Origin of the sequence: Paenibacillus sp. P13VS (genome assembly GCF_015143645.1) — a bacterium.
GTDB classification, from domain to species: Bacteria; Bacillota; Bacilli; order Paenibacillales; family Paenibacillaceae; genus Paenibacillus; species Paenibacillus xylanilyticus_A.
In genome coordinates, this window is the sequence record NZ_WYEV01000004.1 from 260108 (window position 1) to 280985 (window position 20878).

Genomic DNA, 20878 nt, shown 5'->3' on the forward strand with positions numbered 1-20878 from the left:
GTATTCCGGTCTTCCCCGAAAAGCACTGCATTAAACACAGGATTACCTATACCCGTTCGAAACGGAACATCTCGCTCAAATAATCTCCTGTGGCACGACCTACGGAAATTCCGCCATACATCAATGCATCGCCCGTGTACGTCTCGGTGCCGCCCTTCAGGCGGTAATCGGCGTCAGGATCCAATCCCTTCAGCTTCAGACGTTGGAGAGGAGCATTGGGCTCGGACAACACGCGGAAATAAAATACCACTGCTTCGCTTCCATCGGGTGCGATAAACATCCATGCCGTTTCGTTACCCTCAAACGGACTGAGCAGACGACGGAACGTGCCATACTGAATGGTGCCCCGAATCTCCTTGTACAGCTCCACTTGAGCCTTCACAATCGCGTTCTCTTCCTCGGTGAAACGTGTCAGGTCAAGCTCGTAGCCAAAGTTGCCCGACATGGCAACATGTCCACGGATCTCCAGCGACGTAATGCGGTTAACCTGATGGTTCGGTACGGCCGAGATATGTGATCCCATGGAACTTACCGGATACACGAGACTTGTTCCGTATTGGATGCGCAGACGGGATACAGCATCCGTATTGTCGCTTGTCCACGTTTGCGGCATGTAATACAGCATGCCCGGATCGAAACGACCGCCACCACCTGAGCAGCTTTCAAACAAAATATTAGGGAAGGAAGACGTAATCCGTTCCATCACCTCATACAATCCAAGCATATAGCGATGAGCTGTCTCACGCTGTCTGTCCGCAGGCAGCTGTGCAGAGCCAATCTCCGTCATATTCCGGTTCATGTCCCATTTCACATACGAAATCGGCGCAGAACCCAATACGTCGCTCAGCATGCGCACGATTTCATCCCGAACATCTTGGCGGGAGAAATCCAGGACCAACTGCTGTCTGCCCTCTGTCCGGCGACGGTCTGGTACATGCAGGCACCAGTCCGGGTGCTTGCGATACAACTCACTATCCGGCGAGATCATCTCTGGCTCGAACCACAATCCAAACTGCATGTCGAGTGCGGTTACACGGTTCGCCAGGTCATCCAGACCTTGAGGCAGCTTGTTCTTGTCCACAATCCAGTCACCCAGCGAAGAGTCGTCACTGTCACGATGTCCGAACCAGCCGTCATCCAATACAAACAGCTCGATGCCGAGCTGCTTCCCTGCACGCGCAATCTGTTCAATCTTATCTGCATTAAAACCAAAATACGTCGCTTCCCAGTTATTCACCAATACCGGACGCTCTGCATTGCGGAATTTGCCGCGAGCAAGCCGTTCGCGATAAATTTCGTGATAAGACTGGGACATGCCGTCAAGTCCTGCATCCGAATAGACCATGACCGTCTCAGGAGTTTGGAAAGCTTCTCCGGATTCCAGCTTCCAGCTGAACTCAAACGGGTTAATACCGAGAGATACACGCGTGGTGTGGAACTGATCCACTTCTGCTTGCGCTGTGAAACTTCCGCTGTATACGAGACTGAAGCCGTACACTTCTCCCTGATCTTCATCCGTACCTGGCGTCATCAACGCGATAAACGGGTTTTGTTGATGGCTGCTTGAACCACGTCGGCTTTCCACGCCTTGCAAGCCAGAAGCCAGTGGGCGACGAACAATATCGCGTTCCCGCGTCCATGCACCTGACAGCTGCAGCAGTTCATAATCAGCATGCGGGAAATCTACGGATGTGCTTAGTGCACGAGCCACATTCACCGAGGTAGCGCTCTCATTAATGATACGCATCGAGCGCGTAATTGCATTAAAGGACGAATAGGCTGTGTAGGAGAGCTCAATGCGGACTCCTGCCACGCGATCCTCCATTTCAATTACGAGCGTATCAGCTTCATCTGCAGCTTCCACATAAGTCGCTGGCAACCCTTGAAGAGCAGGTTTGCCTTTCTCCAACCGATGACCAACATACGTGAATTCCGAGACACTTGAACCATTCTCCAGTTGAAGCTGTACGGCCGGGTTACGGAAATCACTTGTTCCATAAACAGGCAGCTCCAATGGAAGTGTATCAAATGAGATCGTCCGGTCCTCGGGTACCGGATTCGGGCTGAAGGAAGCGCGTTCTGTCCGAACATGGAGCCAGCTCAGATCTGAATTGCGTAATTTTTTGCCATAATACAGATGTACCAAATATCCCGAAGGAAGCACCTGGAATACGTAACTTGCCTTGCGGGTTTGTAAATGAAATTGTAGTTTCTCTTCATGGATATAAATGCTCATATGTCTCCTCCACCTCTATATACATCTTTGACGTAAACGGTTTCTCAGGTTCCATTATAGCGAAAAGCACGCCAATGTTCTACGCTTTCATTTTTGTTCAGACAAAAGAGCGTACCACAGCCCTTGGGCCGCGATACGCTCCTCTGAAATGTTGTCTGCAATTGTGTGTTCCCCGCAAGGAACATCCCGCTACGGGCGGATTGCTGGCAGCCCAAACCCGGTGCCAAGCAACCTAAAAATCGATCAAACCTAAACTGATCTGCAACGCCTCATTGACCAATTTCATGGTCTCCTCGTCCAGATGGGTAATCTTGTCAGTCAGTCTTTGTTTGTCAATCGTCCGTATTTGTTCGAGCAAAATCACAGAGTCCCGGTCAAAGCCATGAGCCGCAGCATCAATCTCGACATGCGTCGGCAGCTTTGCCTTCTGAATCTGGGCGGTGATAGCCGCCACGATACACGTTGGACTGAACCGGTTACCGATGTCATTCTGGATGACCAGCACCGGCCTGACTCCACCTTGCTCCGAACCGACAACGGGAGAAAGATCCGCAAAAAAAACGTCACCGCGTTTTACGATCAATGTCTACACCCCGCTAACTAAGCGGTCCAGAGTGCTGTCCGCATCTTCCTCCGCGTGAAAGGCCTCGGATGCCATGGTCAGATTAATTTTTGCCATCTCCATGTACCCGCGCTGCATGGACTCACGGATGTAACGCTTCTTCCGTTCGGTCAAATACAGCTTCATGGCCTGCCTAATCAATTCGCTGCGGTTGGAATTCTCCAGCGCTACGATGCCATCCACTTCCTGCAGGAGATGATCAGGCAAACTGATCATAATCCGCTTGGTGTTCTGCAAGTTGGCCACCTATCTTCCACCCCCACAAACCTTTCGCCATTGTGAACCAGTATTACGTTTTTCCAGAACTTTTATACAAAGGAATATATATGCCCCGAGTATATCAAGTATGCTGTACTCCATTATAAACATGGGGGGCAATATTCGTACAGACCAAACATCTCTTTTCAGGATTTTTCATCCTCGTCAATATAACAACATTCGAGATGCTCCGACACTTTTCCTTCCATTCCGAAAAAAAGTTTATTGGTAATAGCGTCCAGTTAGACTACCAGGATGTCAAAAGAGGATTAACCTTGGCGACTTCAACACCGTTCCGGAAATAGATTCGCGGAATCCGATGAGCCATCATGCAGATCACCTCATAGGCAATCGTATCAAGCTGGGAGGCCACTTCATCTGCGGTAATCACACCATCAGATTGGTGACCGATGAGGACAACCTCTTCGCCGGCTTGAATTTCTTCCGCCTCTTCAGCGAAAGATTGCAGCGACACCATACACTGATCCATGCAGATCGTACCGACGACGGGAACGCGGCGGCCACGTACAAGCACTTGAGCTTTACCTGTCAGCATTCTTGAAAATCCGTCTGCATAGCCGATAGGCAGGGTCGCAATTCGTTCGTTCCCTTGTGTCACATAACGGGTTCCGTAGCTGACCCCCCAATGAGGCGGCAGCGTTTTGACCAGAACCGCTTTCGTCTTCAGTGTCAATACCGGGACCAGTTTCACTACTTGATGATTCACCTCGGCCGAAGGGTACAGCCCATAGAGACTGATACCCACTCGTACCATATTGTAGGATAATTCCGGTGTATCAATGGCAGCTGCACTGTTCGCCGTATGTATAATCGGGATGACACATCCCTGATCCCGCAGCGCTTCAACCACGCTTTGAAACCGTCGATACTGCTCCAGTGTATAGGTCTTGTCTTCTTCATCCGCCTTGGCATAATGAGTGAACATGCCTTCGAGTAGGACCTGTTCCATTGCTGCTGTTTCCTGGATGAAAGCAATAGCTTCATCGCCGGGCAGCAGACCCAGGCGTCCCATACCACTATCAATTTTGATGTGAACCTTCAATGGGTTCTGAGACGATCCTGTATCCAGAGCACGAATCGCTTCAAGCACTTCCCTGCTGAACAGGGTTATGGTCACATCATGTTCCCTGGCTACAGCAACACCCTCAGGCGGTGTATATCCCAATACCAGGATCGGAGCCTTGATTCCGTGTTGTCGCAGTTCAAGCGCTTCGTCCAGAAAAGCGACACTCAGATAATCCACTCCGATTCGTTCCAGTTCTCTGGCCGTCTCCACAGCTCCATGTCCATAAGCGTTCGCCTTGACACAAGCTAGAAACTTCATGCCTTGGGGCAGAACCGAGCGGAAAGCGTCTACGTTGCTACTCAAATGATCCAAGTTGATCTCCGCTTGGGTCGGCCGATATTGTCCTTGCACGTTCTGTCACCTTCTCTAGTCATCTTAATCCGGCTCACATATCAGACTCCATCGTAATGCTCAAGCATGTGACTGTCAAATGAGCAGAAGAACGGTGACTCAAAAAGTGTGCCCAGCATAATGTCGAAGCCGGAAGCGGATGAAGAAACAGGCTGATAAGCGATACGGACATGAGTTTAAAATGCAGCCTCACGCCCTCTCTCTCTGCCTATACCGATTACTTACCCGGTTCATCCCGCATATAAGCGTGTTTTGTATTTATTGGGTCAACCTGCCCATTTCACTGTTCAGTTTTCAAGCAATACCCATTACGAAACGCCCTGCTTTTCCTCTCCATCATATGCTGCGGCAGCCTAACTGTGTACATCAAAAAGCACCGGAGAACAAGTCCCCGATGCTCCTTAGCATTCCTAATGCCCTAACGACTATACCTATTACATCATTTACCTGACTGCTCCTGCATGGATGTTGCAATCTGAACCATTTCACTCTCCGGCAGATCCGCACTCGTGATTCTGTATTCTATTCCATCGGTCATCCATGTTAACGTTTGTAACGCGTCTCCACTAATCATTCCCAAAGTGAATCCAAGATCCACTACGCGAGATGGTGCGAGTGAAACAGCTCTATCCTGCGGTCTGGCTTCGAAAATCGTATAATTATACGTTCCTTCGTAGCGAAGCATAACCGAGTAATCGCCGGATTCCTCCACAATTTGATCATCCTTCAGCTTGACGCCTTCCGGAGCGTATGTCGGTTCGATCACACCAAAGCTGCCGGCTCCTTCCGGTTCAGTCATGGTAGGCTCCTCTGTGCCTGGTTCACCACTCGCCGGGTCCTGAGCTCCCTGTTGTTCCGGGTTCTCGCTCACACCGGTTTGTCCATCAGTGACCCCTTCAGCAGAACCTGTAGTCGGTTCTTGACCTGGAGCTGTCTCGGAGCTTGCTGGCTCCTTGGTTCCATTTTCTCCTGGCTGCTCGGCCGGATTCGTTGCGTCTGTTCCGCTGTTTCCTTCCGTGCCTGCTGTCATGTTGCGCTGCATATCAAAGGCATCTTTGCTGAATTCTGCACCGAATTTGAAACTGTCAAATTTAACATCTACGACGACGTTTGCATTGGAGTCTGAAACCTCAACCTGTTTGGGTGCATAATCACTTTTGTTCAGCCAGATTTTTTGTCTGACCAGTGCGTGCGTATTATAATTGGCAGCTACATCAAATACGTAGCTCTCCTTCTCATCTGCGAACTGACGTGTTGTATCACCTGTAATGCTGCGAATCAGTGTCTCATAGAGATAAACTTGACCCTGGTTATCCGGCCAGTTGCTCTGGAACCGGAAGCTTTTGTTCTGGCTTGGTGTCAGGACGAATACGCCCTCATCGTTGCGCAGTACAATCTGGGTGACATCCTTTTTGGCGTTGGTAAGCGCAATTCGGTAATATGAAGGCTTCTGATGCCACACCTCGACCTTATACTGCTGCGGCGTATCTCCGGTATGCAGTGTCATAACACCTGCTCCCTGGTAACTCTCCATCTCTCCTACGACTTCGTTCAGATCTTTGACCACGGCTGCCGCATCCTTCTTCCCGCAGGCGGCAAGTAAGGCCGATAAGACCAATACCATGGCAAGCATCCATGATATTCGGCGCATGACATCATCCCCTTTAGCACAATGTTTTCACTTCAGGATTGTGCGTACAGCAGAACCCCTACTTGATTAGTACATGTCTATGAGGGACTTGTTCGATTTATGCGGACTGGTTTGACAAGCTTTCTATCCCCTTGTTAGGACAAGTGATCATAGGCAAATCAGTCTCGGGCCCGATGTTAACTTTATCCAGAAAAGGCATAGTTGTAATGAACACTTCTTGGATGACAGCTACATACGAGTTTTGATGTCTTGATTGGAACTCATTTCATATTTTCATTGGAGGGATCGTAATGACTACCACAAAACATCGCTCATTACTGGACGGACTGGATGAATTTGTAACTGAACAGCTGCAAACCTGGAAGGGGGTTGGCGCAGCGGTCGCTGTAATTCACAAGAATGAGGTCATTTGGCAAAAAGGCTATGGGTATCGAGACCTGGAATCCAAACTCGAAGTAACACCAAGCACTCTCTTTGCCATCGGGTCCAGTACTAAAGCTTTTACGGCAGCAACCGCTGCCCTGTTAGTCGATCAAGAACTGCTGAACTGGGATAAGCCTGTTAAAACGTATATGGATGATTTTAAAATGTTCGACCCTGTGGCTACGGAACGTCTGACCATTCGTGATATGTTATGTCATCGCTCCGGACTGCCCAGGCATGAAATGGCATGGTACAACTCTGCACGGACCAGAGAGCAGCTCGTAAACGCTCTACAGTATCTTGAACCAAATGAGGATTTCAGAAATAAGTGGCAATATCAAAACCTGATGTACATGACTGCGGGCTTTCTCGTCGGAAAGTTGAAGGAAACAACCTGGGAGAGCGTCGTTCAGGATCACCTGTTTGAGCCGCTAGGGATGACATCCAGTTTGTTTTCTGTGGAGGAAATGCAGCTCCAGCCTGATTTTGCTGTTCCTTATATGGAGAAAGACGTCGAAAATGTGCGTATTCCGTATCGAAACATCGATGCAATTGGTCCGGCAGGCTCCATGAACAGCAATCTGGAAGACATGATAACCTGGTTGCGATTGCAATTGAATCAGGGGCAGCATGATGGACAGCAGCTCGTCTCCAAGGAACAAATGGAAACATTGCACAGCCCGCAGATGCCATGTGATACTCCGTTTCATGGTCCAGAGATGCCTGTCTGCACCTATGGACTCGGTTGGTTCATCGAACCTTATCGTGGACATTCGTTCATTCATCATGGGGGCGCTATTGATGGTTTTAGTTCACAGGTCGCCTTTTTGCCGGAAGAAGAGATCGGGATTGTCGTACTGTGCAATACGAATGGAAGTATTGTCCCTTACACAGTCACATTTAACATCATAGACCGATTGCTTGGAATGGAGCCTGTGGATTGGAGCAAAAGGATGGCCAAATTAATGAGTGGCGGGGAGTCAGCGGAATCTGCAGTTACGGATAAGCCAGAAACGTTGGACCCCGCGGCAACACCAGTCGCTGATGCTGATGAAAAAACGGGTAATGCACAAGATGATACAAAAATTATGCCCCTTGAGCGACCTCTAATTACCTACGCAGGTACTTATGTTCATGCCGGATACGGAGAATTGTCCATTCAAATGAAAGATGACGGCTTACAAGCGATATTCAACGAGATTGAAATGCCCATGGAATACACAGGCAATGATACCTTTTCCGTTCTGCTTGTTTTATTTGGACTCAAAATCACGTTTACTTTCCAGGTCGATCAGGATAATAATACTCATTCCATTTCCATTCCATTCTTGATGGAACCGGGGGCGAATCCTATTGAGTTTATGAAGAAAAACGAAGAATAGCGGCTCACTATAGGCTCATCCCGCTGTGTATCACTTACCACAGCGGGATGTAGGCCGGATAACTTGCTTCCTTATGATCAGCTTCCGGTTTGCGTTTCACCCACAGACGGCGTAGATCAGGCATCCCATACCCCACCACATTGTAATCACGAAGTGAGGCATGATGGGCATGCTCCTCCCTGAAACGATAGGCGGGTAGTAGCAGCGCCTCCTCGATCAGTTTGGCCTCTAACCCCAGCAGCGCTGCCATTCGTTCGCCACCTTCCCGAGTTCCTACGATGCGCCTGCATTCCATGTCTAACTCCTTTTTCCGATCATCATCCATGGCAACCAGGAACAATGTATTCTGAAAGGTAAACATGATGAACAGGCTCAGCATGACATGATCATCGAACACTTCCCCCGTATACACGAGATCACATGACCTGAATTCATCATGGTACACCGCACTTACGGGATCACCTGGAACGATGTCGATATGCAGCCCGATCCGTTCACAGCGTTGTACAAACCAGAGCATGTCCGTCTCCATTTTCTTCCCATCCTCTACCCATAACCGCAGCGTCTGGCCCGTGTAGCTGCTTCGCTTAAGCAGTTCTTCCGCCAAGGCCAATGAGGAATCTGTGATGAAATCCTGTGTCCTCATTCGTTTCTCTCCTATAGGCAAGCTGCCCATCTCTACTTCCCTCGTATCCCCATAATTATCCCGAACCAGGCTGTATGCAGGCTGATTACGCGTATCCCGGAACGCATCCATCATCTCCTGTTGATTCAGCAGCTGCTGCACAGCCTGGCGGAAATACAGATCCTGCTGTGGGCCTTCTTTGCGCATATTAAACGTCATATATACTCCGCCCTGAACTTCATGCTGTACCGCATGAGGCGCTCCATCCGGAAACAAATCCTGCTTGATCACCGACTCTACGAGTGCGGACTGCGGCAGCTGCCACACCTCAACTCGATCAATGTAGGCACGTCCTCTGAAATAGGAAGAAAATACATCCAAAACGAGCAGTCTGGGGTGATTCTTCGTTAAACGATACGGGCCTGTTCCAACAGGATGCATCCGGTCGAACGCCACATCCCGCGGCAAAATCGACGCACACATGCTGCTCATCAGATCAGGGAACATGAAGTTTGAGCTAGATAACGTAAAACGTACCGTCAGCTCATCAAATGTCTCGATCTTCGCAATGGTGCCAAACAGCGGCCGGCAGGGATTGCCGGTATCCTCAAGGATTCGTTCAAATGTGAACTTCACATCCTCTGCATCCAGTATTCGGCCATGATGAAATAGAACACCTTTGTGCAGATAAAATGTCCATTCTGTTCCTTCAAGATTGCTCTCCCACGCCACGGCAAGACTTGGCTCACAGATACGACGCTCAGCATTATAGCGTACCAGGCGATCGAATACCTCTGCGACAATGCCCACTTCTCCCCACATGGCAGCCCGGGTCGGATCCAAGGTCTCAAACGGAAAGTTCTGTGGGATCCTCAGGATATCCATCCTTCCCATGGTACCCTGGTCTGAACGAAGACCAAACTGTTCCTGTAAACCCTGCATTAACATTTCCCGCAACGAAAAAGGCAGACTCGCGGCCAGCTGATAGGCTTCTTCCAGTCTGTTGCCCTGCAGCAGGCGATCAAAACGTTCACGGGCGATATCAAGCAGCGGTGCCTGAAAGACCAGCAAGGACTTTTTCCCTCTACCACGCCTCGGACTCCACTCAATCCAGTCGTTATCCATAAACTTGTTCATAATCAAATTCATGTTACGCATCGTGCAGCACAACTGCTGTGCCAGCTCTCCAATCGTCGTTGGCCATTCTTCATCATCTTGAACGTTCGGAAACGCCATACGCAATTGAATATAATGGTCAGCTACTTCCACGACATTCCCTACCTTCCCACTCTGCTAAAATACGAAATTCATTCATCCGCTTCTACAGTTTTTCTTCAGGTTTTCCTCCATTATACTCAGTAACATCTACATGACAATCCAGGAAGGAAGAAATGCAACCGATGAAATACGCAGATTTGCACCGCAACATTAAAATTCGCATCATTACTGACTTTTTTACAGACTTGACCCAGAAATCAATCATTCCGTTCATGGCCATTTATCTGAGTGTGCAGATGGGAGCTGGCTGGGCTGGTGTGCTGCTGACGGTCAACATTGTATCCTCCATGATCGCTGGTCTGGGCGCAGGATACTGGTCGGATCGAATTGGACGCAAAAAAATGATGGTCATCGCTCAATGTGTGCAAGTATTCGCCTTGTTCTGGCTGGCTGCAGCGAATTCGCCCTGGCTGAACTCGGTAGAACTGACCTGCATCATGTTTTTTCTTAGCAGTCTAAGCTCCGGTATCACTGTTCCCATCGCAGGTGCGATGATCGTGGACGTAAGCAGTGAACATGAACGACATTATGTATATGGATTACAGTATTGGACGACCAATGTAGCCATTACATTTGGCGCACTGATGGGCGGATTGTTATTCGATTCCTTCCGATTCATTCTGTTCAGTCTGGTGTGCATGGAGAGCTTGGTAACCTTGTTCATTTTGTTGTTTTTCATTCAAGAAACCATGGAAAGAACAGCAAAAACGGGCTCGGTGCAGACTGTCGCATCAGTCAGAAGAAATATGTTTAAGACCTACGGAAGTGTTCTCAGGGACAGAAGGTTCATGGTCTTCTTCACCGCCTCGGTTCTGGCCGTCTCTCTCGAATTCCAACTGGATAAATACATTGCTGTTCGTCTGAAAAGTGAGTTCAGTGCCCAGCTGTTCCACTGGAACATTTCGGGGCTGCAGATGTTCAGTCTAATCTTGGCGATCAATACAGTACTGGTTGCCTTGGTCGCAATTCCATTCTCCAAATGGATGGGACGTTTCCAATCCAGATCCATCATGACGGTTGGCATGTGTCTCTACACCGCAGGTTTCGCTGTACTTGCATTTAGCAACTGGGCCTTACTCCTAATTGGATCTGCCGTCCTGCTGACGATTGGCGAATTGATGTACTCCCCGGTACGCCAAGTACTTCTTGCCGGGATGATCCCCGATTCGGACCGAGCAGCATATATGGCTTCAGATGGCATGAGTTATAATGTCGCTGCCCTGCTGGGCAGTTTGGGGCTAATGATCGGAGCAATGCTGCCTTCATATGCCATGGCCAGCCTGTATGTCATCATCGGGGCCTTTGCTCTTGTATTTTTCCGCCAATCACTCAGGCCGTCAGCCGAACCGAGCGAGTCCATGCGATGTGCAGATGCCTCATAAGCTCCTCACCGTGAGGAATTCTTTCTAGTTTCGTAATTGAACTAATCATGAAACCTACCAAGCCAATTGGAAGTAATACACAGTGAACAGGCTTTATTGCCAAAATTTGCGCAAGGGAGTGTTTACATGAATTTTTCCAATCGAAGGAGCCGCTTCAGATCCACCTCGCTAACAGGTGCATTCATGGCTTTCGTCCTGTCGCTAAGTCTCTGGGCACCAGCGGTTCATGCGGAAACCTCATCACCTCAGGTCAATGAAAAAGGACAAACCAAAGCTCTAACCTCTGAATCAGCAGAGGCATTTCTGGACATGTTTTTTGATTCGGCTGAAGCCAAGGCACAATATGTCGGTGCTTCCGTTGTTGTCGTCAAAGATGGGAAAGTCCTGGCAGAGAAAGGCTATGGCTATGCCAATCAGGAGAGCGAGACGCCTGTCGATCCGAAAAGTACGGCTTTTCGTGTAGCCTCCGTCTCCAAAACATTTACGGCAGCAGCCGTCATGCAATTGGTGGAGCAGGGGAAGGTCGATCTGCAAGCCGATTTTCAAACGTATGTGAAGGGCCTTGAGTTTGATAACCCTTTTGACAAGCCTGTCACTGTGGAAAACCTGCTTACGCACACTACCGGATTCGAGATTCGTGATCCGCAGCAGGAAGATATTCACGCCGACTTCGACAAAACTGTCTCCATGGAGGACTACGCACAGCAGCACATGCCTCCAGTTGTCAGAGAACCTGGCAGTGCCTATATGTACGACAACTTCTCATTCCTGCTGCTCGGCATGATTGTGGAGAATGTCAGCGGTGAACCATTTGAGACGTACATGCAGCAGCACATTTTCAAACCACTCGGTATGGATAACAGCAGCTTCGTGCTGAATGACAAGTTCAAGAATCAGCTCGCGACAGGCTATGACGCGGTACATAATCCGCTCGATCTGTACACCCTCTCTCCAACACCGATGCCTCAAGGAGGCATGTTGTCAACGGCCGAGGATATCGGGAACTTCATGATCACTTTCCTGAATGATGGTGTGACAGATAACGAGCGTATACTGAAGGAATCCACCGTCAAAAGCATGGAGCAGTATCGCTCCTCCATTCATCCGGTACTCCCGGACACAACGTATGGATTTGAAGCAGCATTTCAGCTGCCTGGTGCGGGCAGCAGCCCTGCGATCATTACCAAAGCAGGCGACCTGATGGGTTTCAGCTCTTATCTCTTCCTTATTCCGGAGCAAAATACAGGCGTCTTCCTTACGTATAATCAAGCGGGAGCTCTTCGTAATCTGTTCTACCCGGCTTTCATCCAGACCTTTTTCCCGCAGTATGCGGAGCCGGTCGAAATCAAGGATTTTACGCCTCAATCCACCGATGAACTGCAGCGGTTCGCCGGGCTGTATGCTGACCTAAGACTAAGTACGATTGTCAGTTCTCTCAAAAACGATGGCACAGAACCCGGTAAATTGAGCATTTCAGATGCCTTCCTGGGTCCACGTACCCTGATTCAGGTGGATAAGAATCTGTTCAAGGATGAGTTGACGGGTCAATTCACAGCCTTTAAGGAACAAGCAGATGGAACAATTTATATGAAAGAACCCTACCTCAATCCACTGGGATATGAGAAAAAAGGACAGAAACCTCAGGGATTCCGGGACGTTCGTCCGGATAGCCCTTATGCCGAGGCCATCTATGGATTACAGTCGCTCGGTCATTATGACAATGATGCAACTGAAGCATTCCAGCCGAAGTCGGCCGTTACACGCGCCGAATTCATAGAGAATGTACTGAAAATGAGCGGTCTCAAACCAAGCCAAACAACACCGCCTGCGGATAGCGATTGGGCCAGTCACCCTGCAGCAGGCTACATCCAGCTCGGTTATGAAGTCGGCATGATCACGGGTGCGGATTCCAAACAATTCAAGCCGGATCAAGTCATTACCCGCCAGGAAGCCATGGTCATGATCTGGAGATCGCTGCAGCTGCAGTATCCGAATGAGCTGTTCCAGGATGTGAAGGTTGCCGGACATGCAGATGAGTGGGCTGTTCCTGCAATCCAGATGATGGTTAAGCTCGGCATTCATGGTCCGGAAGTGAAGGTATTGGAGGATGGTTCTGTGGATGTTCTTGCCCGCAAACCGCTCATTCGTCAAGAAGAGGCTGCCATCATGTATCAATTGTTTACGCAACCAACGGATAAGATTGTGGCTGAACTTATGGCTCAGCAGCCTCAACCAGAAGCCTCCGATTTTGATGATGCTGATGAGGATCAGCCTTCACCCACCAGTACGGAAGAAACACCTTAAATGACCGAAGTGTAGTAACACAATTCCAGACATCTCAAACAGGCTTGTTCAGAAGGAGGATAACCTTCTTCGAACAAGCCTGTTTTTTTACCATGTTATGTTACACGTTGGCGAGCAACGAAGAGACATGATGATTGCCATTCCGTTGATCGTATTTCTCCGCTGCCGCCTTAGCATAACCCTCAAAATAATTAGCCAAAGCATGCAAGTCTCCAGGGTCTCCTTCATACGGGAAAGAAGCAGGAAGGCGCAATTGGTATCCTGGCGATTCCTCTACCCAGCGGCGCAGCAGCTGAGCTGCTCTGGCGTAGAACATCATTTTGGCAAAAGGATCTTCATGATCGGCGGCCAGTACCAGACTTTCTTCCAACACATCAATTCCCTTCGACGGGTTGGTTCGTGCCAGATAATCCATCTGTTCGGCGAAGCTCTGTACAAAATCATTTTGGCCCTTGATCATCCGGTACCCTTTCTGCTGATGCTTGTTCGCTTCCTCAATCCGTCCGAGACGGTATAGCGGCATCAGGACTTCGGATAACGTCAGGTGCGGGATTTCAGCGCAGCTCATACGTCCCTTTAAGATCGGTTTGGCCGCCTCCAGAACCTGCTCATCGTCTCCTTTTAGAATCCAGTAACGCATGATTTCATCCTGTTCGCATGCTTCACAATCACTCATAAAGTCACGGTCCATTGTTCTGAACTTGGCATAACTGCTTCCTGCTTCCTCCAGGTCACCAAGATCCATGAATATGCGGAAACGATAATACCAGTATGAACGATCACTGTAGCCAAAGGATTTGAAACGTCGTCCAAAGTCCTCCAGCAGCTCCATCATCTTATCGCGAGAGACCTCGGGGAAACTGGAGAGTTCGCCCAGGATCCATTTGTACGACCACATTAATGTCTCTTCATCATAGCGCTCAGGCTGCTGATCAAACTTGCCAAGCTGCCAGGAAAAAGCGATAAGTGCTTTCATGGGATATCCGCAGAACGTGGCTGTTTCCACAATCTCGGATCGAGCTTCGTATGCCTCTTCCTCCATGCCATTTACGTCGGCCACTCTGGCTGCTTCTTCAAGCATACCCAGTTTCGCTGTACCGTTAGGCAAGCCATAGGCCTCGTCCATCAATCTCTCGAAATCCATCTCTGTATTCATCAGGCATCCCCCTTACGATCCGTATTTGCGCGTAAACCCCAGTCAATAAAACGAACGATGCCTTGATTCAGCACCTCAAGCTCCTGCCGGTTCATGGCATAGTGACCCATCATTAGTGCATTCACATAGAGCATCTCAATGGCAATCGGCGTCATTTGGCTATCTGGTGTCGTTAACACGCGCTGAATGATTGGATTATTTACATTCAGATACAAGGTGGAGTAGCCAGTAGAGCTGATGCCAGAGGATAATGAGCCCAGTACGGAAGAGAACAGTTCTGTACTCTCCTCACTTGCCTTTTCCAATGCACGAAGGGTAGAAGATTCCTGCGATAGCGTGAACAGTACAGGCAGGTCTTCCGGTTTGAACCCCTTCACCTCGGCACGGCAGCGAAAGCGCTGGAGAGCCGAATCCGCCAGACGCAGTGCATCATAGTAATCATTGCGCTGGGCTGGTGGTACATCCGTGAAGCTAAGCGAAACCTGATCCGGCTGCAGTCGCTCGGTATGCACATTTTGTACCGCAAGTGGCAGTGACGCCATCAATTCGTTGTCATAGATGTATCCGCCATTAATAACGAGCAGGGATTGCGCAGACGCGACGTGGTGAATCTGACGATACTCATCCACTGTAGTCGTGAAGTATAACGTCTCTCCTTCAGCCATTAACTCCCCCAGCTCCCGGTGGCCCCGTGTGCTCTCAAATGGCAGCCAGCGATATATCATTGCATAAAAATCCTGATCCTGCACAGCCAGTGCCTTCATGGAGAGTGCATGCAGATGTATGAGCTTCTTCAGGCGCTCTGTCTGGTTCTCCGCCATATCGGACAGTCCTTGACGAAGGGCATCGCCAAGTTCGGAGCGTACTTCTTCCAGCTTTTCATTTTCATAAAAATGTTCACGCGAAGCCGTTGGTTGAAGCTCATCGGTCCAGATCAGACATTTCACGAAGAAAGCCCAATCCGGCAAAATATTCTCTGCCTTCTCCGAGATCAGCATCCGCTTCAAATACACCCGGTGAGAACGCTTGGCATTCAGATTAACGGCATGTGGAAGCACAAATGCAATCCCTCCGGTACGCCCGGAAGCTGTCGTCAGTGGGATGAAATCTTCAAACGTCTCTCCAAGCAGGCGTCCACCAAATGCAAGCACCTCCGCTTTGCGCCCTTTGGCAAGTTCCGGCTGCGTAAGCCACACAGGCGAATCGGCATTGACGATGTCCTGTACACCTTCGCTCTGAAGCGTCACGGGATAAGGTAACAAGGCCCCATAATAGAACAAAGCTTCCTTCACATATTCCGGTTCAAAATAATGGGCGGCATCCGGCGTACAGCGCAAATACACTTTGGTCCCCGGAGATAACTGGGTCTCAAGCTGGCGAATGGTATAGGTTCCATCCGGCTTGCCGCGCCATTCCATCGAAGGTCCTCCCTTCGCGGATTGGGTCAGCATGACGATCTCATTGCTCACCATGAAGCAGGACAACAGCCCGATCCCGAATCGTCCGATAAAAGAAGTCTCTCCATCCAGCAGGGCTTGCTGCCCACGCTTCGACGATTGTCCGATCATCGCCAGAAATTCGTGAATATCAGCTTCGGTTAAGCCGATGCCGTTATCCTCCACCATCATCGTTAACTGTTCACCTGTACCTGTCAGCTCTACGCGCACTTCGCCTTGAAATCCGGGCTCTGCCTCACTTCGTGCTGTAATGGCATCGGTCGCGTTCTGCATCAGCTCACGCAAGAAAACTTTGGGACTGCTATAGAGATGATTCGATAAGATCTGAATCATGCCACTCAGATTGACCTGAAAACGATACTCATTGGATGCTGCCATTTTTGTTCACCTTCCTGGTCCAACACACACAGAACCTCGACTTCATATGTGTACATACAATGTGTTAGACGAATTATAAGATATCAAATATGTAACTCTAAGACATCGGCATTTCACACCTGAAAATGCCAAACGACCACGCCAAGCCGGCCCTGGTGGTTACCAAGACCGGCGTTAGATGAATATTCAGGCATACATCATATGTATAAGGCCTTCCCTTTTATTACCTCATTATGGATGGCAATGAAACGGGATATTGCATCCTTTTTACCACAATACAATGAACAGGAGAATGAGAAAACAAACCTGAGACCCGATTTTCCCGGACTTTAGGGCGGAAATGCCCTTTTCTCCGTGGGACTTTGGACCGAATAATATTTTTTACAATCCATTTGAACGATATTGTCCTGCTAAACGTATCATCTTCAAATGGAGAACGGATGGTGAAGGCATATGATTGAAGTTCGCAGCATATCCAAACAATTTATGGAGCACCAGGCCCTGCGTGATGTCAGCTTCACGATTGAACCAGGCAGCGTGACCGGATTAATCGGCCCCAACGGTTCAGGCAAAACAACCCTGATCCGCATTATAAACGGTGTCCTTGGGGCAACAAGCGGATCCGTAACGATTAACGGATTGGATCCCTCCACCCATGCGGAGAAGGTGCTGGCCATGTGCGGCACACTCACGGAACAGAGTGGACTGTATGAAAATATGAGCGGACGCGACAATCTCGTTTTCTTCGCAGATGCCTTTGGTGTACAGCAGCAATCCAAACGAATTGACGAGCTGGTAGAGCTGTTCGAATTACAGGAGTATCAGCACCGCAAAGTGGGCACCTACAGCACAGGCATGAAGAAACGGCTCGGCCTTGCCCGAGTTCTGCTTCATCGCCCTTCCATTCTATTTCTGGATGAGCCGACCAATGGCCTGGACCCTGATGGGATTCAGATGGTACTCCGGATCATTCGCCGGATGAACCGTGAGGAGAACATGACCATTCTGGTCTCTTCGCATGTCCTGTCCCAACTCTCAGCCGTATGTGATCGATATATTTTCATGGATAAGGGACGCAAGGTTGAAGAAGGCTCGGAGCAGGAGATTATACATCGTTATCTAACTGCGCCAAGGCTTGAGGTAGAGGCCGTCTTGGCTGATGGATGGAGTGCGGCTGCTGAGTTTAATCCGGAGATCCTCTCGGCGGACAAGGCTATTTTCCACCTCCAGTCCCGTGAGGAAATCCCCATGCTGCTCAGATATTTAACCACGAACGGCCAAGTCTATCAGGCTCGCCTAATCGGCAGTGATCTGGAAAGCATCTATTTTGCCATCAGGGAGGCACACCATCATGAATAATCGTCAAGCCATAAAAGCACTGGTACGCAAAGATATTCGGGCCATCACAGCCAGCATTCAGCTATGGCTCCCCATGCTGATCGTTCCACTCATTATCGGGGTTACCATGCCCGCCATACTCATATGGCTCTCTTCCCGCGTTGAACTTCGTTCCATCGGAAATATCGGATTCCTGCTCGACAGTCTTGATATCTTAAGCAGTTCAGGACAGATCCCGGAACTGGCCTCCATGGCTACAGACAACCATCGCATTGTCTATTATCTGGCCTTATATATGTTTGCACCGCTGTTTCTGATCATTCCGGTGATGGCCTCCAGCATTCTGACAGCGAACAGCTTCGCAGGGGAGAAGGAACGCAAGACGCTCGAAGGTCTTCTCTTCACACCCATCAGCATGGATACCCTGTTCAAAGGCAAAGTACTGGCTGCTCTTATCCCTTCCATACTGCTGTCCTGGATTACCTTTCTCATCTATGGGATCATTGCCAATATTCTGATGTACCCTATGTTCGGAGCCCTGATGTTCCCAAACTGGAATTGGATCATTCTTGTGCTGTGGGTGGTTCCGTCATGCAGTCTTATGGTCATTCTGCTCAATGTGTTGATCTCGGCCAAAGTTCGTGGATTTCAGGAAGCTTATCAGCTGGGAGGACTTATCGTTCTTCCTCTGCTGGCACTAATTGCTGGTCAGGCAAGCGGAATGCTGCTTATCAGCCCGGTATTGCTGCTGCTGATCGGAGCTGCGCTTCTGCTCATCAGCCTGGTCCTGCTTCGTCTGGTTTCACTCTGGAATAGTCGCCAGCAGCTGGCTGAGAGTCAGATCTGATCATGGTGACAGCAAAAGTGTTTCTATGCAAATGGCAGCCCGATTGAGAAAACAAAAACGACAGGTTATGATAGGGAGACATGCACTTGGGGATGACCGAAGAAAGGAATGGAACGAATGATGGAATACCGTCTGCTTCAGAAAATGAAATATGCACAGCAATTAACTGCACAGGAGAAGCATATTGTGGACCACATTCTGAACAATCCCGAAGTTGTTTTTGAATCTACGGCACAAGAACTGGCTCAAGCCACCTATACAAGCTCATCAACCATTGTCCGCTTATGCAAAAAGCTGGGTACCCAAGGGTACCCAGACTTTCAATTAAAGCTTGCCCTCGATTATCAGCGGGCTCCTGCCACGCTTCCACCTGCGGATCATCCCTTTACCGAAATGGAGGATGTACGTTCCGCAATGGATTCCGTACCTTACCTTTATCATCAGGCATTGGAGGAAACACGCCGTCTGCTGAACGTTTCTATGTTGCAGCGAATCGCCAATTGGGTGAAGGAATCCGGCCGGATTGATATCTACGGCAGTGATATGAACTACTACCTTGCACAGCAGGCCTGCACCAAGTGGAATGAACTGGGCATCTCCGCTATCGCGCACAACGGTCCGAATATGCATTATTTGAACACAATGAATTCCAATGTATCCACACTTTCCTTCGTCATTTCACATACCGGTGAGAATCAGTCGATGGTTGATGTCGCCAAAATTCTGAACGGGAAAAACAAGAACGTCATTGCGATCACGGGTAATCACCATTCCAGCTTGTCCAGACAATCTACCGAAACCCTGCTCAGCTATGACTACAATGAACAAATGAGGCTTGCCAAAATGTCCTCTATGGTTTCTGTACTTTATCTCTTCGATATCCTGTACATGAGCAGCATTCGTGACAGCTATTAAACCCGATCGGCAGCAAAGACAATCCCCGCATCCTTGCGCGCTTCTGTCAATATGTTCATCACAGATTGACTGTGGCTGAGGAGCTCATAACATTTCGTGTAATCCTTATTATTATAGATATTTCTGAAGGCTTCCCATTCGTAATAAAGCCAGTTTGACTGTGCCTGCACATTGATGATCTCCAAGGGCTCCTGCCCAATCTGGACCTTGATTTCCTGACACCCGTTGGCTCCTCCCACAACTTGAATATATCCCTTCTCCCCCTGGATCAGGACAAAATTCAAGCTGCTGGTATCTTTGCATCCCACACACTCCGCAATAAACTCGGGATACTTCAGAACCACCACCCCTGATGTATCAATTCCGTTGACGTGTCGGTTGGCTGTATAGGATACGGTTTGCGGGCGGCCAAACATCTTCATGACAACATGAAGGTTGTAGATGTTGATATCCATCAGTGCACCACCGGAGAATTCGGGGTTAAATACATTTGGTCTCTCCCCGGCAAGCAGCTGATTGTATTTACTCGAATACTGGCTGTAATTGCACTGAATGAACCGGATATTCCCCAGTTTGGACAGCTGCTCCTTCACCTTGTTGTAATTAGGAAGAGGGATGTTTGAGATGGCCTCAAACAGGAACAGATTTTTTTCCCGGGCCAGCTCAATCAGCGTTTGGGCTTCCAAGGCCGTTGATGTAAATGGCTTTTCACAGACGACATGCTTGCCATGTTGAAGCGCCTGATAGGCCTGCTCATAATGCATGCTGTTGGGTGATGCGATGTAAATAAAGTCCACATTCGGGTCAGCATAGAGCTCGTTCAGATCCGTGTAGATGGTCTGCACTCCATATTTGTCTGCAAGCGGCTCTCCTGTTTCCCTTTTTCGAGAATAAATGGCTGTACATTTCACTCCATCCACTTCATTAATTGCCGATAAAATGGCATCCACAATAAATCCTGTCCCAATCGTTGCTATATTCATCATCGTTCCACTCCTCTTCTTTGGCTAAGCGCAATGTTATCATGCAGCAGCCTCGTGGTGAACGCTTTGGAGAAGGAATGGCCGCAGCATTCGAAAATGGATTCAAGGCTTGGGATAGCGTGAAATTCAATTTCAAAGTGTGGGCATTGGCCAGCTGAGATATAACAATTTTTCCCTAGTTTACCGATATAATTTAAGAAACGAA

Annotated in this window: 16 protein-coding genes; 7 read left to right on the top strand and 9 right to left on the bottom strand. The window is 49.0% G+C overall.

Annotated elements, in window-relative coordinates:
• Positions 1–46: 46 nt before the first annotated feature.
• From GUA98_RS11040 to GUA98_RS11060, 5 genes are all read right to left on the bottom strand, one after another.
• Complete coding sequence (locus GUA98_RS11040) at positions 47–2236, bottom strand: alpha-galactosidase (RefSeq protein WP_193723036.1); 2190 nt, start codon at positions 2234–2236, stop codon at positions 47–49.
• 232 nt (positions 2237–2468) lie between these two features.
• Complete coding sequence (locus tag GUA98_RS11045; RefSeq protein ID WP_024630714.1) at positions 2469–2819, bottom strand: type II toxin-antitoxin system PemK/MazF family toxin; 351 nt, start codon at positions 2817–2819, stop codon at positions 2469–2471.
• Between the two features lie 3 nt (positions 2820–2822).
• Entirely contained in the window at positions 2823–3104 is a 282-nt protein-coding gene (locus GUA98_RS11050) for a CopG family ribbon-helix-helix protein (RefSeq protein ID WP_056699650.1), read from the bottom strand.
• A 259-nt stretch (positions 3105–3363) separates the two neighbouring features.
• Positions 3364–4554 (bottom strand): alanine racemase, encoded by a 1191-nt coding sequence (gene alr / locus GUA98_RS11055; protein ID WP_193723037.1) that lies wholly within the window; start codon positions 4552–4554, stop codon positions 3364–3366.
• Positions 4555–4993: 439 nt separating this feature from the next.
• On the bottom strand, positions 4994–6205 hold the full coding sequence (locus GUA98_RS11060) for a DUF4367 domain-containing protein (RefSeq protein WP_193723038.1): 1212 nt from the start codon (positions 6203–6205) through the stop codon (positions 4994–4996).
• A gap of 290 nt (positions 6206–6495) precedes the next feature.
• Here GUA98_RS11060 and GUA98_RS11065 point away from each other — a divergent pair, with 290 nt between their 5' ends.
• The gene (locus GUA98_RS11065; protein ID WP_193723039.1) at positions 6496–8010 is read left to right on the top strand and encodes a serine hydrolase; all 1515 of its coding nucleotides are present in this window, start codon (positions 6496–6498) and stop codon (positions 8008–8010) included.
• Between the two features lie 34 nt (positions 8011–8044).
• Here GUA98_RS11065 and GUA98_RS11070 read toward each other — a convergent pair whose 3' ends face one another.
• Positions 8045–9904: an ABC transporter substrate-binding protein gene (locus GUA98_RS11070; protein ID WP_193723040.1), complete on the bottom strand. Its 1860-nt coding sequence runs from the start codon at positions 9902–9904 to the stop codon at positions 8045–8047.
• Between the two features lie 122 nt (positions 9905–10026).
• Here GUA98_RS11070 and GUA98_RS11075 point away from each other — a divergent pair, with 122 nt between their 5' ends.
• Positions 10027–11295 (top strand): MDR family MFS transporter, encoded by a 1269-nt coding sequence (locus tag GUA98_RS11075; protein WP_193723041.1) that lies wholly within the window; start codon positions 10027–10029, stop codon positions 11293–11295.
• A 126-nt stretch (positions 11296–11421) separates the two neighbouring features.
• Positions 11422–13599 (top strand): serine hydrolase, encoded by a 2178-nt coding sequence (locus GUA98_RS11080; RefSeq protein WP_193723042.1) that lies wholly within the window; start codon positions 11422–11424, stop codon positions 13597–13599.
• Between the two features lie 100 nt (positions 13600–13699).
• Here the strand turns inward: GUA98_RS11080 and GUA98_RS11085 are convergent, their stop codons facing one another.
• Together GUA98_RS11085 and GUA98_RS11090 are read right to left on the bottom strand one after the other, a co-directional pair.
• Entirely contained in the window at positions 13700–14755 is a 1056-nt protein-coding gene (locus GUA98_RS11085) for a hypothetical protein (RefSeq protein WP_193723043.1), read from the bottom strand.
• A complete protein-coding gene (locus GUA98_RS11090) occupies positions 14755–16590 on the bottom strand; it encodes an HSP90 family protein (protein ID WP_193723044.1) in 1836 nt (611 codons plus the stop codon). The genes GUA98_RS11085 and GUA98_RS11090 overlap by 1 nt, the downstream gene beginning before the upstream one ends.
• Before the next feature lie 453 nt (positions 16591–17043).
• On the opposite strand from GUA98_RS11090, the gene GUA98_RS11095 reads away from it, so the two are divergent.
• The 3 genes from GUA98_RS11095 (at position 17044) to GUA98_RS11105 (ending at position 19690) form a co-directional block, all read left to right on the top strand.
• On the top strand, positions 17044–17949 hold the full coding sequence (locus tag GUA98_RS11095) for an ABC transporter ATP-binding protein (protein ID WP_193723045.1): 906 nt from the start codon (positions 17044–17046) through the stop codon (positions 17947–17949).
• The gene (locus GUA98_RS11100; protein ID WP_193723046.1) at positions 17942–18775 is read left to right on the top strand and encodes an ABC transporter permease subunit; all 834 of its coding nucleotides are present in this window, start codon (positions 17942–17944) and stop codon (positions 18773–18775) included. Before GUA98_RS11095 ends, GUA98_RS11100 begins: the two co-directional genes overlap by 8 nt.
• 117 nt (positions 18776–18892) lie before the next feature.
• Positions 18893–19690, top strand: coding sequence for a MurR/RpiR family transcriptional regulator (locus GUA98_RS11105; protein WP_227779577.1), 798 nt, complete (start codon positions 18893–18895; stop codon positions 19688–19690).
• Here the strand turns inward: GUA98_RS11105 and GUA98_RS11110 are convergent.
• Positions 19687–20673 carry a Gfo/Idh/MocA family protein gene (locus tag GUA98_RS11110; RefSeq protein WP_193723417.1) on the bottom strand — a complete coding sequence of 329 codons (987 nt, stop codon included), beginning with the start codon at positions 20671–20673 and terminating at the stop codon, positions 19687–19689. The genes GUA98_RS11105 and GUA98_RS11110 overlap by 4 nt on opposite strands.
• A 20-nt stretch (positions 20674–20693) precedes the next feature.
• On the opposite strand from GUA98_RS11110, the gene GUA98_RS29530 reads away from it, so the two are divergent.
• Positions 20694–20831: a hypothetical protein gene (locus GUA98_RS29530; RefSeq protein ID WP_227779578.1), complete on the top strand. Its 138-nt coding sequence runs from the start codon at positions 20694–20696 to the stop codon at positions 20829–20831.
• Positions 20832–20878: the final 47 nt, after the last annotated feature.

Coding starts and splice junctions, on each gene's coding strand:
- GUA98_RS11040 (WP_193723036.1), bottom strand. CDS start 2,236: ATGAGCATTTATATCCATGAAGAGAAACTACAATTTCATTTACAAACC.
- GUA98_RS11060 (WP_193723038.1), bottom strand. CDS start 6,205: ATGCGCCGAATATCATGGATGCTTGCCATGGTATTGGTCTTATCGGCC.
- GUA98_RS11065 (WP_193723039.1), top strand. CDS start 6,496: ATGACTACCACAAAACATCGCTCATTACTGGACGGACTGGATGAATTT.
- GUA98_RS11075 (WP_193723041.1), top strand. CDS start 10,027: ATGCAACCGATGAAATACGCAGATTTGCACCGCAACATTAAAATTCGC.
- GUA98_RS11080 (WP_193723042.1), top strand. CDS start 11,422: ATGAATTTTTCCAATCGAAGGAGCCGCTTCAGATCCACCTCGCTAACA.
- GUA98_RS11085 (WP_193723043.1), bottom strand. CDS start 14,755: ATGAATACAGAGATGGATTTCGAGAGATTGATGGACGAGGCCTATGGC.
- GUA98_RS11090 (WP_193723044.1), bottom strand. CDS start 16,590: ATGGCAGCATCCAATGAGTATCGTTTTCAGGTCAATCTGAGTGGCATG.
- GUA98_RS11095 (WP_193723045.1), top strand. CDS start 17,044: ATGATTGAAGTTCGCAGCATATCCAAACAATTTATGGAGCACCAGGCC.
- GUA98_RS11100 (WP_193723046.1), top strand. CDS start 17,942: ATGAATAATCGTCAAGCCATAAAAGCACTGGTACGCAAAGATATTCGG.
- GUA98_RS11105 (WP_227779577.1), top strand. CDS start 18,893: ATGATGGAATACCGTCTGCTTCAGAAAATGAAATATGCACAGCAATTA.
- GUA98_RS11110 (WP_193723417.1), bottom strand. CDS start 20,673: ATGAATATAGCAACGATTGGGACAGGATTTATTGTGGATGCCATTTTA.